At 60.8% G+C, this 14,860-nt stretch carries 11 protein-coding genes; 8 read left to right on the top strand and 3 right to left on the bottom strand.

What is annotated here, in order from left to right:
- Position 1: 1 nt before the first annotated feature.
- The 4 genes from AC07SU_RS23740 (at position 2) to AC07SU_RS23725 (ending at position 6,656) form a co-directional block, all read left to right on the top strand.
- Positions 2-3,127: an efflux RND transporter permease subunit gene (locus AC07SU_RS23740; protein ID WP_494998395.1), complete on the top strand. Its 3,126-nt coding sequence runs from the start codon at positions 2-4 to the stop codon at positions 3,125-3,127.
- The gene (locus tag AC07SU_RS23735; RefSeq protein ID WP_494998394.1) at positions 3,124-4,530 is read left to right on the top strand and encodes an efflux transporter outer membrane subunit; all 1,407 of its coding nucleotides are present in this window, start codon (positions 3,124-3,126) and stop codon (positions 4,528-4,530) included. Before AC07SU_RS23740 ends, AC07SU_RS23735 begins: the two co-directional genes overlap by 4 nt.
- A gap of 713 nt (positions 4,531-5,243) precedes the next feature.
- Positions 5,244-6,158, top strand: coding sequence for a DUF808 domain-containing protein (locus AC07SU_RS23730; RefSeq protein WP_494998393.1), 915 nt, complete (start codon positions 5,244-5,246; stop codon positions 6,156-6,158).
- A gap of 135 nt (positions 6,159-6,293) precedes the next feature.
- Complete coding sequence (locus AC07SU_RS23725; RefSeq protein WP_494998392.1) at positions 6,294-6,656, top strand: DUF805 domain-containing protein; 363 nt, start codon at positions 6,294-6,296, stop codon at positions 6,654-6,656.
- A gap of 96 nt (positions 6,657-6,752) precedes the next feature.
- Here the strand turns inward: AC07SU_RS23725 and AC07SU_RS23720 are convergent, their stop codons facing one another.
- On the bottom strand, positions 6,753-7,541 hold the full coding sequence (locus AC07SU_RS23720) for an MlaA family lipoprotein (RefSeq protein ID WP_178921972.1): 789 nt from the start codon (positions 7,539-7,541) through the stop codon (positions 6,753-6,755).
- Positions 7,534-8,832 (bottom strand): serine/threonine protein kinase, encoded by a 1,299-nt coding sequence (locus AC07SU_RS23715; RefSeq protein ID WP_494998391.1) that lies wholly within the window; start codon positions 8,830-8,832, stop codon positions 7,534-7,536. Before AC07SU_RS23715 ends, AC07SU_RS23720 begins: the two co-directional genes overlap by 8 nt.
- Positions 8,833-9,068: 236 nt before the next feature.
- On the opposite strand from AC07SU_RS23715, the gene AC07SU_RS23710 reads away from it, so the two are divergent.
- Positions 9,069-9,437, top strand: a complete 369-nt coding sequence (locus tag AC07SU_RS23710) for a hypothetical protein (protein ID WP_494998390.1) — start codon at positions 9,069-9,071, stop codon at positions 9,435-9,437.
- A gap of 113 nt (positions 9,438-9,550) precedes the next feature.
- Here the strand turns inward: AC07SU_RS23710 and AC07SU_RS23705 are convergent, their stop codons facing one another.
- A complete protein-coding gene (locus tag AC07SU_RS23705; protein WP_494998389.1) occupies positions 9,551-11,104 on the bottom strand; it encodes a glycoside hydrolase family 17 protein in 1,554 nt (517 codons plus the stop codon).
- A 333-nt stretch (positions 11,105-11,437) separates the two neighbouring features.
- Here AC07SU_RS23705 and AC07SU_RS23700 point away from each other — a divergent pair, with 333 nt between their 5' ends.
- From AC07SU_RS23700 to AC07SU_RS23690, 3 genes are all read left to right on the top strand, one after another.
- Positions 11,438-12,289, top strand: a complete 852-nt coding sequence (locus AC07SU_RS23700; protein ID WP_016972152.1) for a glycine betaine ABC transporter substrate-binding protein — start codon at positions 11,438-11,440, stop codon at positions 12,287-12,289.
- Positions 12,290-12,571: 282 nt separating this feature from the next.
- Complete coding sequence (locus AC07SU_RS23695) at positions 12,572-12,883, top strand: DUF485 domain-containing protein (RefSeq protein ID WP_176996499.1); 312 nt, start codon at positions 12,572-12,574, stop codon at positions 12,881-12,883.
- Positions 12,880-14,538 carry a cation acetate symporter gene (locus AC07SU_RS23690; protein WP_176996498.1) on the top strand — a complete coding sequence of 553 codons (1,659 nt, stop codon included), beginning with the start codon at positions 12,880-12,882 and terminating at the stop codon, positions 14,536-14,538. The genes AC07SU_RS23695 and AC07SU_RS23690 overlap by 4 nt, the downstream gene beginning before the upstream one ends.
- Positions 14,539-14,860 lie beyond the last annotated feature (322 nt).

The raw sequence follows: 14,860 nt of genomic DNA, 5'->3' as shown, positions 1-14,860 counted from the left end.
GATGAACCTCAGCGCGCCGTTTATCCATCGCCCCATAGCCACCACCTTGCTGGCGGCCGGACTCGCGCTGTTTGGCGTGCTGGCGTTCAACCTGTTGCCGGTGGCGCCGCTGCCGGAAGTCGACTTCCCGACCATCAGCGTCAGCGCCTCGTTGCCCGGCGCCGACCCGACCACCGTCGCCAGCTCCGTGGCCACGCCGCTGGAGCGTCAGTTCGGCCAGATCGCCGGGGTCACGCAAATGACCTCCGCCAGCAGCCTGGGTTCCACGCGCATCACCATGCAGTTTGACTTGAACCGCGATATCGACGGTGCGGCGCGGGACGTGCAGGCGGCCATCAACGCCGCACGCAGCAACCTGCCCAGCGACCTGTCGGGCAACCCGACCTACCGCAAGGTCAACCCGGCTGACTCGCCGATCCTGATTATCAGCCTGACCTCCGACAGCGCCACGCCGGGGCAGATGTACGACGCCGCTTCGACGGTGCTGGAACAGCGCCTGTTGCAGACCACGGGCGTGGGCGATGTGACGGTGGGCGGCGGTGCGCTGCCGGCGGTGCGCATTGAGCTGAATCCGGACCGGCTCAATAGGTACGGGGTGAGCCTTGAGCAAGTGCGCCAGGTGATTGGCGCGTCCAACGCCAACCTGCCCAAGGGCAATGTGGCGGTGGGCGACCGCTCCTATGGCATCGGCGCCAATGACCAGTTGCTTGACCCCAACGATTACGGGCCGCTGGTGGTCAAGACCCATAACGGCGAGCTGATCCATATCTCGGACCTGGGCTATGTGCGTCAAGACGTGCAGGACCTGCGCAACTTCGGTCTGTCCAACGGCAAGCCGGCCGTGCTGCTGGTGGTGTTCAAGCAGCCGGGCGCGAACGTGATCGATACCGTGGACGCGGTGAAGGCGTCGCTGCCGTTTTTGCAAAGCTCGATCCCGGCCTCGATCAAACTCAACCTGCTGATGGACCGCACCACCACCATTCGGGCGTCGCTGCATGACGTGGAAGTGACCTTGCTGGCGTCTATCCTGCTGGTGACGCTGGTGACCTTTGGTTTCTTCCGCGACTGGCGCAGTACTTTGGTGCCGGCCGTGGTGGTGCCGCTGTCGTTGCTCGGCACGTTTGGCGCCATGTACTTTCTGGGCTACAGCCTGAACAACCTGTCGCTGATGGCGCTGACCATTTCCACCGGTTTCGTGGTGGATGACGCCATCGTGGTGGTGGAAAACATCATGCGCCACCTGGAGCGCGGCAAGACCCGGGTGGAAGCGGCCCTGGCCGGGGCGCGGGAAGTGGGGTTCACGGTGCTGACCATCAGCGTGTCGCTGGTGGCGGTGTTTATACCGCTGCTGTTGATGGGCGGGATTGTCGGGCGGCTGTTTCGCGAGTTCTCGGTGTCGTTGTCGGTGGCCATCGTGATCTCGATGCTGATCTCGCTGACGGTCACGCCGATGCTCGCCAGCGTGTTGCTGCGCGCGCCTAAAGCGGTGCATGAGGGCAACGAGCACCCGGACTCACGCTTCCATCGCTTCTATGACCGCACCCTCGGTTGGGTGATCGACCATTCGATCCTGATGGGCCTGGTGACGGTGCTGGTGATCGTACTCGCGGGAGTGTTGTACGTGCTGGTGCCCAAGGGCTTTTTCCCCCAGGAAGACACCGGGCGCCTGCAGGGCAGCATCATTGCGGCGCAGAGCATTTCCTACGGGGCGATGCAAAAGGACTTCACCGCGATCAACCACAAGGTCATGCAGAACCCCAATGTGGAAACCGCCGCCGGGTTTGTGGGCGGCGGTGGCGGGGGCGGGGGAGCGGTCAACAGCGCGCAGTTGTTTGTGCTGCTCAAGCCCATCGATCAGCGCAAGGACAGCGCCACCGATGTGATTGGCCAGATCCGCCACACCCTGGGCGATATGCCGGGCACCAAGCTGTTCTTGCAGGCCGCCCAGGACATCACCGTGGGCGGTCGGCAAAGTGGCGCGCAGTATCAATACACCCTGACCGCCGATGACCAGCAATCCCTGGATGAATGGGTGCCCAAGGTGGTGGCGGTGCTGCACACGCTGCCGCAACTGACCGACCTGAATACCGACCAGCAGGACAACAGCCTGCTGGCCAATGTGCAGATCAACCGCGACACGGCGGCGCGGCTTGGGGTGGGCATGTCGGCGGTGGACCAGACGCTGTACGACGCGTTTGGCCAGCGCCAGGTCTCGACCCTTTACCGCGCCGCCAACCAGTACCATGTGGTGATGGAAATTGCCCCTGAGTACTGGAGCGACCCGACGGCGCTCAAAGGCATTTATGTGCCCACCGGCAGCGCGGCGGTGGCGGCCAAGGGCACCACGGCCACGCCGAACCTGGCCAGCCCGGCAACGTTGGTGCCGCTGTCGGCCCTGGCGGATAACACGGTTTCGCGCACGGCCATTTCCATCAGCCACCAGGGCACGTTCCCGGCGGTGACGGTCTCGTTCAACCTCGCCCCGGGCACGTCGATCGGCCAGGCCACGGCACTGGTGGATGACGCGGTGAAGCAACTGCGCATGCCGGCCAGCGTCACCGGCCAGTTTGCCGGCACGGCCCAGGTGTTCCAGTCGTCGGTGGCCAGCGAGCCGCTGCTGATCGTCGCGGCGCTGCTGTCGGTGTACATCGTGCTGGGCATTCTGTACGAAAACCTGATGCACCCACTGACCATCCTGTCCACGTTGCCGTCGGCGGGTGTCGGTGCGTTGATTGCGTTGCTGCTGACCGGCACCGAGCTGTCGATCATTGCGCTGGTGGGGGTGATTCTGTTGATTGGTATCGTGAAGAAGAACGCGATCATGATGATCGATTTCGCAATCACCGAGCGGCGCGAGTTCGGGCTCACGGCCAAGGAAGCGATTCGCCGCGCGTGCCTGATCCGCTTTCGGCCGATCATGATGACCACCCTGGCGGCCATCCTCGGGGCGTTGCCGCTGGTGCTGGGGCATGGCTACGGCTCCGAGCTGCGCCGGCCCTTGGGGATTTCGATTATTGGTGGCCTTTTGCTCAGCCAGGTGCTGACGCTCTACACCACCCCGGTGATTTACCTCTGGCTCGACCGGGCGTCGCAACGCCTGGGGCGGCACAAGGAAGCAAGGTCATGAAACTTCGATACAGCGTGCTGTTCCTCAGCCTGGTGCTTGGCGGTTGCATGGTCGGGCCCGACTACCGGAAACCCGCGATGCCATTGCCGCAGACGTTCAAGGAAGGCGCGCAGTGGCAGCGTGCGGTGTCCAACCCCCAGGGCGCTTTGGACAGCCAGTGGTGGCTGGCCTATCAGGACCCGGTGCTGAACGACCTGGTGGCACGCTCGGCCAAGGCTAACCAGTCGATCATCGCGGCGGAGGCGGCGTACCGGTTGGCCCAGGCGCAGGTGGCGTCGAGCCGTGCCGGGTTGTGGCCGACAGTGGGCGTGGGGCTGTCGGGATCGCGGGGGGAGGGCGGTGACGGCACCACCTCCAGCGCCGCGACGTCCACCGGGGTGAAAAACAGCGTGAGTGCCACCCTCACCGCCAGTTGGGAGCCGGACCTGTGGGGCCAGGTGCGCCGAGGCATTGAGTCGAGCCAGGCCACGGCGCAGCAATCCGACGCGTTGCTGGCCGGGGTGCGGTTGTCCATCAGTTCCAGCGTGGCGAGCAACTACCTGGCGTTGCGACAGATGGACATCGATGTGCGCCTGCTGCAACAGCAACAAGCCATCAATCAGCAATTGCTGGACATGATCCAGGCCCAGTTCACCCAGGGCGTGGCGACCAACGACCAGTTGCTGGTGGCCCAGGACCAACTGACCACCTCGATTGCCGACCTGCAAACCTCGCTGCGCGACCGTGAACAATATGAGCATGCCCTGGCGGTGCTGGTGGGCATGGCGCCCAGTGAGTTCAGCGTGGCGCCGCGCACTGACTTCAGCTTCGTGGTGCCCCGGCCGCCGTTGACCTTGCCGTCGACCTTGCTGCAACGCCGGCCCGATGTGGTGGCGGCCGAGCGTTCGGCGGCGGCGGCGAATGCCAAGATCGGCGTGGCCGAAGCGGCGTTTTTCCCGACCCTGGACCTCACCGCGTCATTGGGCTATCGCGGCAGTGCGCTGGGCGGTTTGTTCTCGCTGCCTAACCGTATCTGGACCTTGGGGCCGGCGTTGGCGGAGACAATCTTTGATGGCGGCGCCCGAGAAGCGGCGGTCAAGCAGACTGAGGCGAGTTATGACCAGATTGCGGCCAACTACCGTGGCACGGTGCTCAGTGCGTTGCAGAACGTCGAGGACAACCTGTCGGCGATCAATCATCTGCAGACGCAGGCGGATGCGTTCCAGCAGGTGTTTGCGCGTAATCAGCAATTGTTTGGCAGCCAGGAGGCGCAATTGCGTGCGGGCACTGTGAGTCGTGAGGCGGTGTTGACCCAGCAGTTGGTGTTGCTGCAGGCCGAGCAGAATTTGCGGGATACGCAGGGGCAGTTGAGTCAGGGGAGTGTGGCGTTGATCCAGAGTTTGGGGGGCGGTTGGCAGCCCTGATGGCCCGCTATTTTGCTGATGGACCACAGTCAAATTGTGGGAGCTGGCTTGCCTGCGATAGCGGCCTATTGATTGTCCACTGTCTTACTGATGCCACTCGATCCAACTGTGGGAGGGCAGTGTGGCGTTGATCCAGAGCTTGGGAGGTGGCTGGCAGTCCTGATGGCCTCAAAGGCGAACACTATTTTGCTGATGGCCCACGGTCAAAATGTGGGAGCTGGCTTGCCTGCGATAGCGGTCTATTGATTGTTCACTGACTTACTGATGTCACTCGATCCAACTGTGGGAGCGGGCTTGCTCGCGAAGGCTATGTGGTGGTCGCCGGGGATTTTTGGTCGGAGTACATATCCATTGCTGCGGTAACGGCGCCTTATGGTTCCGCTCTTACAGCGGGTCACTTTTGGAAGAGCGCCAAAAGTAACCAAAAACGCTTCGCCCCACCACTCGGCACCTCGCTTAGGCTCGGTGTGCCCTCACTCCGGCTTGAATCCGTGGGCCGCCGCCACGCGCCATCCATGGCGCGGGGCGGCTAACCCGGCGTCCTGCCGGGTTACCCACGGATTCAAGCCTGCGTTCGGCCAGCGTGGTTGACGGGGCGTCTGAGATCACAAGCCAGATCAAAAGCAGAGCAACCGTTGTTTGTGCGGGTGTCTATATTCCTTCGTAACGCTCGCGGTATATTCGCGGCACTTTAAACGCAGGAAGCCCGAATCATGGCAGGAAGCAGCTTGTTGGTATTGATCGATGACATCGCCGCCGTGCTCGACGATGTGGCGTTGATGACCAAAATGGCGGCCAAGAAAACCGCCGGGGTGTTGGGCGATGACTTGGCGCTTAATGCTCAGCAGGTCTCGGGCGTACGCGCCGAGCGGGAGATTCCCGTGGTGTGGGCGGTGGCCAAGGGCTCGTTCGTCAACAAGCTGATCCTGGTGCCGGCCGCCTTGTTGATCAGTGCGTTTGCACCCTGGGCGGTCACGCCGTTGTTGATGCTGGGCGGGGCGTACCTGTGTTTTGAAGGCTTTGAGAAGCTCGCGCATAAATTTCTGCACAGTCAGAGCGACGACAAGGCTGAGCATGCGCAGTTGGTTGAAGCGGTTGCGGACCCGGCGACCGACCTGGTGGCTTTTGAAAAGGACAAGATCAAGGGCGCGATTCGCACGGACTTCATTCTCTCTGCCGAAATCATTGCCATCACCCTGGGCACGGTGGCGGACGCGCCTTTGATGCAGCAGGTGGTTGTGCTGTCGGGTATCGCCATTGTCATGACCATCGGCGTCTATGGGCTGGTGGCCGGCATCGTCAAGCTGGACGACCTGGGCCTGTGGCTTACGCAGAAGCCTGGCCAGATGGCGCGCGGTATCGGCGGCGGGATTCTGCGTGCGGCCCCGTACATGATGAAGAGCCTGTCGGTGATTGGTACGGCGGCGATGTTCCTGGTGGGCGGTGGCATCCTCACCCATGGCGTGCCGGTGGTGCATCACTGGATCGAGACGGTCAGCCAAGGCGCGGGTGGGGTGGCCTGGTTGGTGCCGACGCTGCTCAACGGCGTTGCAGGAGTGATTGCCGGGGCGGCGGTATTGGTCGTTGTTCAAGTACTGGGCAAGGTATGGCGAGCGGCGAAGGGCTGATTAGTTCACAATGAGTACAGTTTGAAACGCTGTTTAAGCTTAATCCTACAGTTCGATTTTCCAGGCATTTATAGGATGCGTCGCGCCTCTTCATGTGAAGGGGCGTGATAAAAATGGATCGAGTAGGGGTTAAGGATGAAGGTGTGTTTTCAAGCGATAAAAAACTATGTCAAGTTCAGTGGTCGAGCGTCTAGAAAGGAGTACTGGTCGTTTGCGTTGATGGACACGATGGTAGTTTGGGTTTCTTATTTTATTGCGCAATGGGCAGATGTATTTTCGAGTCCATGGTTCTATGTACCCTTTGGTTTTTATGTGTTTTTCATGTTGCCTCCACTGTTGTCAGTGACATTTCGACGGCTGCATGACGTAAACATTACAGGGGCCTATATACTTTGGTTTTTGATACCGGTAGTAGGTTTTATAATGGTGTCTATCCAGTTACTGACTCAAGGCGATAAGGAAGAGAATGATTACGGCGTACCCCCGGTAGCCTCTTGAAAGACAGTTTTTAAAGAAGTTAGCCGAGTAAGAAAGTAAAGATTTTTTAAATAAAAAAGGCCATTCAATCGAATGGCCTTTTTTTGTGGGCGCTGTTTACTCGGCAATCTGCAACTTGCGCGACTCGGTATAGATGTACCGCACCTTCTCGTACTCAAACGGCGAGTTCATTTGCCCATAACGGAAGCTGGTCTGGTAGCGCTTGTCCACGGCGCGCAGGGCCCAGATTTCCGGGTGGTTTTCGCTGACCTTGGACACGTTGAGGAAGTTGATCTCGGTTTCTGCGCCGTAGTCGACGACCAGGCCGGTGGTGTCGCGCAGGTTCGATGGGCCGAAGATCGGCAGCACCAGGTAGGCGCCGCCGGGGACGCCGTAGAAGCCCAGGGTCTGGCCGAAGTCTTCGCTCTGGCGCGGCAGGCCCATGGCGGTGGCCGGGTCCCACAGGCCGGCGATGCCGATGGTGGTGTTGAGCAGCAGGCGCCCGGTGGTTTCCAGGGAGCGGTGGCCCTTGAGTTGCAGCAGGCTGTTCAACAGGTTGGGCACGTCGCCCAGGTTGTTGAAGAAGTTGCTCACGCCGGTGCGCAGGAAGCTTGGCGTGACGTAGCGGTAACCGTCCACCACCGGGAGGAACACCCATTGGTCGAAGCGGTAGTTGAAGTGGTACACGCGGCGGTTCCACGACTCCAGCGGGTCGTAGACGTTAAGCGCAGTCAGCGAGGAACGCTCGAATTCACGCTGGTCCAGGCCGGGGTTGAACTTGAGCTTGGACAGCGGTTCCTTGAAACCATCGGCGTCGACCTTGACCGGTTCATGGGCCTTGCTGTTGTCGGCATTGGCCACGCCTGCGCACATCAGGGCGGCGAGCAGCAGAAGATATTTAGCCACGGAAGAACTCCAGCATGGCGTCGGCGTTGACGCGGTAATTGAGGTTGCCGCAGTGGCCGCCCAGCGGGTAGACGGTCAAGCGATCGCCGAAGGTTTTACGCAGGAAGCCGAGGTCGCCAGGGCCCAGGATCACGTCGTCGGCGTTGTGCATGACGGCGATTTTCGGGCTGTTGTGCAGGTAGTCCTTGAGGGCGTACAGGCTGACCTGATCGACCAGTTGCAACAGGCTGCCGCCATCGGAGCGGGCGCGCCACATCGGGATCACTTGCTCGGTGAGGTAGCAGTCGAAGTCGCATTGCAGCGCACGCTTGAGGAACGGCGTGAGGCTGGTGCTTTCGGTGATCGGGTATTTGGGCGGGATAATCAGGCCGCGGCGGTTGATCAGGTCCGAGGTGAAGGCGATGTCGGCGGCCGAAAAGCGGAACGAGGTGCCGATCAGCATGGCCATCTGTTCGTTGGTCAGGTGCTGCTTGGATTGCTGGAAGTCGTAGAGCAGGGCGTCGTTAAGGTCGATGTAGCCCTTTTGCTGGAAGTAGCGGGTCAGTTTGTTCAGCACCAGCTCATAGAAGGTGGTGGTGTTGTTGATGCCCTTGACCTCGGTCTGTACCAGCTTGTCGAGGTTGGTGATCGAGGTGTAGAGGTTGACCGGCGGGTTGAGCAGCAGCACTTTCTTGAAGTTGAAACTGCGGCGGGTCTCGTCCAGTTTGCTGACAAATGCCGCATCCAGGCCACCCAGGCTGTAGCCGGTGAGGTAGAAGTCGGTGATCGGCAGCGAGGCGTTCTGTGCGCGCACGGCTTGCATCACGCGGTACATGTCTTCCGCGTCTTCCTGGGTGATACCCGGGGTGGCGAAGCGCGAGGCGGCGCTGATGAAGTCAAAGCTGGTGGGCGACGACAGCTGCACCACGTGGTAGCCAGCCTGGTAATACAGCTTTTTCAGGTACTCGTTGATGCTGCTGTCAAAGCGCGCACCCGTGCCGGCGATCAGGAAGATCAGCGGCGCGGCGTGGTCCTGCTTGGCGATGCGGTAGGTGAGTTTCTTCACCGCCCAGAAGTTGTCCGGCAGGCTGAACTCGCGCTCGGGGCGCATCGTCAGGCTGTAGTCGGACTGGTTGATCTCGTCGTCACTCGGCAGCTTGGGCCGAAGATCGGGCGGGGTGGTGGCGATGGTCGCTTCGAACGGGTTGGTCAGAGGGAAGCCATAGGTGGCTTGGTCGATGTCGACCGCCAGTGCTGACGCACTCAGAAAAAGGCTGCCCAATAAGGCAGCACAGCGCAAGGAACGGAGCATGACTTAATCCCTAAGAGGAAACGTGCTGAAAGATGTTCGCAGGCTATGACCACCGCGCTGTCGCCGAAGTGCCATCACTCGGCACGAAAAGTCGGAAAAAGCGTGGGAATCCGGGTAATAGTAGCCAGACGATACACTTTGCCACGCGTTGGTGAACACTAATTGTGTGTATGCGCCTTGCCAATGGCCACCGGGGCATTAAGCTGAGCGCCGTTTTTGCCTATCGGAGTGCCCCAATGTCCCGTCGTTTACCCTGGATCCTGCTGCTGATTGCCCTGCCGTTATGGCTGGCCGCCAGTTATGGCGCACGTTACGGCTTCATGGAGGATGGACGGTGGGTCGGCATCTGTGCCGATGAGGCCAGCCGCTGGGAATGCCAACTGCGCTCGAACCTGGGCCTGATGATCCACTTCAAGGTGATGGGCTGGGCGGCGCTGGTCACGGCGGTGCTGGCGTTTTTTGTGCCGGGCCGTGCGGGATGGGGGCTGGCGGTGCTGGGGATGCTGTTCGGCCTGCCGGCGCTGGCGTTGTACAACACCACGTTTGCGGTGTTTGCGGTGGTGATTGCCGGGTTGCGGTTGGTCAGGAAGCCACGGGTTGCCTGATAGGGCCTTATCGCAGGCAAGCCAGCTCCCACACTTGACCGCATTCCAAAGGATGTACTCGGTCAAATGTGGGAGCTGGCTTGTCGGGTCGCCGCATCGCTGCGATAGCGGTCTCAGGTTTTGCGCACTCGCAAGCAACGCCACAACGCTGCAACCATCAACACGCTGACCACTGCCCACCCCCACGCCTGCTGGTTCAACAGGCCTTCACGGTACAACTGCGGCGCAATGCCGGCACCGATGATAAAGGCCAGCAGCGCAATTTCCCGACGCGGCCCGGTCACCGGACGCACCAGGTACACCAGCGCTGGCAATACCAAGGCCGCACTCGGGAAGCTGCGGTAGCGCGGGTCGAACACCAGTGCCAGCATCATCACCGCGCCGGCAAACCCGGCGATCGCCACCAGCCAACCGGCGCGCTGCTCCAGCCAGTTGAATGCGCGTTCACGCCAACCTTCCCGGGCGCTCAAGGCCAGTGCGGCGTGAGCCAGCACCAGCAGGTTCAACACCACCAGCAAGCCTGCCCACACCCATTCGTCATTAAAACGTGCGGTCACGCGGGTCAGTTCGGCCCAGGTGCCGATGGAGCAGGCCGCAACGGCGCCGAGCAGCGGCAGCAGGATTGCCGAGCGCTTGCTGCGTACACAACCGCCGAGCGCCAGCGTACCGAGCAGGATCACCCCGCCCACCCCGAGCCACAGCGGCCAGTACGGCACATTGCTCACCGGGCCGGCGAGGATGCCTTTGTCCTGGCGATCGGCATCGAATAAGCCCCAGTAACCGCCCACTGCGCCTTCACTGGCACGTTTCCACGGCTGGTCGAAGGCTTCGATCAGGTTGTAATGCCACCCGTTGGCTTCGGCCATCGCCACGAACCCGCGCATGAACTTGGCCTCGTTGACCCGGCTCGGCACGGCGGTTTCCCGTTGACGGCCTTCGCTGGGCCAGCCGGTTTCGCCGATCAGCACATCCTTGGGGGCGAACTTGTTGCCGAAGGTCTGGCGCACATCGCCCACATGCTTGAGCGCCTGGTCGATGCCCGACGGGTCATCTTCCCAGTACGGCAGCAGGTGGATGGTGAGGAAGTCCACGGCCGGAGCGATTTCCGGGTGCTGTAGCCAGAACTCCCACACGTCGGCGTAGGTCACCGGTTGCTGGATATGGCTTTTGACTTTGTGGATCAGGGTCACCAGCTGCTTGGCGGTGACTTCCTTGCGCAGCAAGGCTTCGTTGCCGACGATTACGGCGGTCACGACATCCGGGTTGGCGTTGGCCGAGGCGATCAGTTCGTCGATTTCTTTCTCGGTGGCTACCGGGTCACTGCTGACCCAGGCGCCGGCCATCAGCTTCAATCCATGCTTGCGTGCCATTTCGGGCAGGGCTTCCAGGCCGGTCATGGAGTAGGTGCGAATGCATTCGAAGCGGGTGGCCAGCAAGGCCAGGTCGGCGTCCATGCGCTCTGGCCGCAGCTGGAACGGCTGGTCGAACGGGGATTGGTCTTTGTCAAAAGGCGTGTAGGACGCGCATTGCATCTTGTGGCTGGCGCTGGCGACGTCCGGCAACACCACGGGCCGGCCGAGGCCGTACCAGTAACCGACGAGGGCCAGCAGGCCGAGGACAAAGGCGAGGAAATAGGGCAGGGCAGGGAAGCGGGCAGTCGCGGGCATGGTCGGCTTATCTGGAAGAGCAAAGGCGCGCATCTTACCCGGATTTGCCCGGTCCCAGTGGGGCCGCATAATTTTGACATGCAAAGTTCGGGCGGGATTTTGACGCCATATCCTACAAAACGTCCTGCTGGCGTTGTGATGTCGTTTCTTGCTTACCTGAGGTCGCAGGCAGAGCAGGTTCCAAGCCCCGTCAGGTTGATGATCAAAGGGTCAGCACTCCACTGATGTGGCAGCAGCCGGATCGATGCGCGTGAAGGGGGCGCGGTGCACCACATAACAACTAGGTTGACGTCGCTCGGCATCCGTCGGGCGCAGCACTTTCGGGGAAGTACTATGAAGATGCGACGACTCTTGGGCGCAGCTGCCACTCTGGTAGTTGCGATGAGCTCCACACTGGCCAGCGCCGACAGCAAAACCCTGAGCATCGGCTATGTGGATGGCTGGTCCGACAGCGTGGCCACCACCCACGTGGCGGCAGAAGTGATCAAGGAAAAGCTCGGTTATGACGTGAAACTGCAGGCGGTCGCCACCGGGATCATGTGGCAAGGCGTGGCCACCGGCAAACTCGACGCCATGCTCTCCGCCTGGCTGCCCGTGACCCACGGTGAGTACTGGGCCAAGAACAAGGACAAGGTGGTCGACTACGGCCCCAACTTCAAGGATGCGAAAATCGGCCTGATCGTGCCGGAGTACGTCAAGGCCAAGTCCATCGAAGACCTCAAGACCGACACCACCTTCAAGAACAAGATCGTCGGCATCGACGCCGGTTCAGGCGTGATGCTCAAGACCGACGAAGCCATCAAGCAGTACGGCCTCGACTATAAACTGCAAGCCAGTTCGGGCGCCGCGATGATCGCCGAACTGACCCGTGCCGAAGACAAGCAGGAATCCATTGCGGTGACCGGTTGGGTGCCACACTGGATGTTCGCCAAGTGGAAACTGCGTTTCCTCGACGACCCGAAAGGCGTTTACGGTGCCGCTGAAACCGTTAACAGCATCGGCAGCAAGGGCCTGGAGAAGAAAGCGCCGGAAGTCGCAGCCTTCCTGAAGAAATTCCAGTGGGCCTCCAAGGACGAAATCGGCGAAGTCATGCTGGCGATCCAGGAAGGTGCCAAGCCTGATGCCGCAGCCAAGGATTGGGTAGCCAAGCACCCTGAGCGTGTTGCTGAGTGGACCGGTAAGTAACCGTTAATCTGTAGAAATTACGCCGCAGACCTAATGTGGGAGCGGGCTTGCCCGCGAAAGCAGTGTGTCAGTCGATGCATAAGCCGACTGAACCACCGCATTCGCGGGCAAGCCCGCTCCCACATTTTTGTCTGTATTCAGGCTGTTGTTTATTTGTTGGCCGCAAAACTTGCGAAGTGGCGATCTCCATCTACTACTAAGGTCGTCTGGAACCTCTACGGCAGCCGCATACAGTGGATACGTTCCAAAATAATAAAAAGCTGTGCTGCGAGGATAAAAACAATGAACGACAGCATTTACCTCTCGATTCAAAACAGCCCGCGTTTCAAGGAGCTGGTGAGAAAAAGGGAACGATTCGCCTGGATTCTCTCGGCAATCATGCTAGGGCTTTACTCCGCTTTCATCCTGTTGATCGCCTACGGGCCACAAATACTGGGGGCCAAGCTCAGCCCCGGTTCCTCGATTACCTGGGGCATTCCCCTGGGCGTCGGACTGATTGTGTCCGCCTTCATCCTGACCGGCATCTACGTACGCCGGGCCAACGGCGAATTTGACGACCTGAACAATGCGATTCTCAAGGAGGCTGCGCAATGATCCGGCGTCTATTGGCTGTATTCGGCGCTTCGCTGTTCGCTCCGGCCGTTTGGGCGGCGGATGCATTGACCGGTGAAGTGCACAAGCAACCGCTGAACGTCTCCGCCATCGTGATGTTCATCGCGTTTGTCGGTGCCACCTTGTGCATCACCTACTGGGCGTCCAAGCGCAACAAGTCGGCGGCCGACTACTACGCGGCCGGTGGCAAGATCACCGGTTTCCAGAACGGCCTGGCGATTGCCGGTGACTACATGTCGGCGGCGTCCTTCCTGGGGATTTCCGCGCTGGTGTATACCTCCGGTTATGACGGCCTGATCTACTCGATCGGCTTCCTGGTGGGCTGGCCGATCATCCTGTTCCTGATCGCCGAGCGCCTGCGTAACCTGGGCAAGTACACCTTTGCCGACGTGGCATCCTATCGCCTCGGGCAAACCCAGATCCGCAGCCTGTCGGCCTGTGGTTCGCTGGTGGTGGTGGCGTTTTACCTGATCGCGCAGATGGTGGGGGCGGGCAAGCTGATCCAGCTGCTGTTCGGCCTGGACTACCACGTGGCGGTGATCCTGGTGGGCATCCTGATGGTGCTCTATGTGTTGTTCGGCGGCATGCTGGCAACCACCTGGGTGCAGATCATCAAGGCGGTGCTGCTGTTGTCCGGCGCGTCGTTCATGGCGTTGATGGTGATGAAGCACGTCAACTTCGACTTCAACGTCCTGTTCTCCGAGGCGATCAAGGTTCACCCTAAAGGTGAAGCGATCATGAGCCCTGGCGGCCTGGTAAAAGACCCGATCTCGGCGTTCTCCCTCGGGCTTGCGCTGATGTTCGGTACCGCTGGCCTGCCGCACATCCTGATGCGCTTCTTCACCGTCAGCGACGCGAAAGAAGCCCGCAAGAGCGTGTTCTATGCCACTGGCTTCATTGGTTACTTCTACATCCTGACCTTTATCATCGGCTTTGGCGCGATCCTGTTGGTCAGCACCAACCCGGCGTTCAAGGACGCGGCAGGCGCCTTGCTGGGCGGTAACAACATGGCGGCGGTGCACCTGGCCAACGCGGTGGGTGGCAGCATTTTCCTGGGCTTCATTTCGGCTGTTGCCTTCGCCACCATTCTGGCGGTGGTAGCCGGCTTGACCCTGGCCGGTGCTTCGGCGGTGTCCCATGACCTGTATGCCAGCGTGATCAAGAAAGGCAAGGCCAACGACAAGGATGAAATTCGCGTCTCGAAGATCACCACCATCGCCTTGGGCGTGCTGGCTATCGGCCTGGGCATCCTGTTTGAAAGCCAGAACATTGCGTTCATGGTCGGCCTGGCGTTCTCCATTGCAGCCAGCTGTAACTTCCCGGTGTTGCTGCTTTCCATGTACTGGAAGAACCTCACCACCCGTGGCGCGATGATCGGCGGCTGGTTGGGCCTGATCAGTGCGGTTGGCCTGATGATCCTGGGCCCAACCATCTGGGTCTCGATCCTGCACCATGAAAAAGCCATCTTCCCTTACGAGTACCCGGCACTGTTCTCGATGATCATTGCGTTCATCGGCATCTGGTTCTTCTCCATCACCGACAAGTCGGCGGCGGCAGACAAGGAACGTGCGCTGTACTTCCCGCAGTTTGTGCGTTCGCAGACTGGTTTGGGGGCGAGCGGGGCGGTTAACCACTAATCGCTCTGGCTGTTACAAAAAAATGCCCCGGTCGCGAGATCGGGGCATTTTTTTGCTTTTATTGGTAACAGATACGACAAAACTGTTTCTCAGATCCTGCACCAATAAAAGTTGTAGGAAGGCTGCGCGCAATCCGTTGTAGGAGCCCGGCTTGCCGGCGATGGCGTCCCTGAGCTTGGCGCTGATCTCTCGGGCCCCATCGCTGGCAAGCCAGCTCCTACGGAGGTGGTGGGGTGTGTAGGGGGAAGGGGGGGGGGGGGGGGGGGGGGGGGGGGGGGGGGGGGGGGGGGGGGGGGGGGGGGGGGGGGGGGGGGGGGGGGGG

This window comes from Pseudomonas sp. GW821-FHT05H12 (assembly GCF_059419385.1).
The sequence above is the reverse complement of the archived record's forward strand: the minus strand, read 5'-3'. Positions and strand labels throughout refer to the sequence as shown.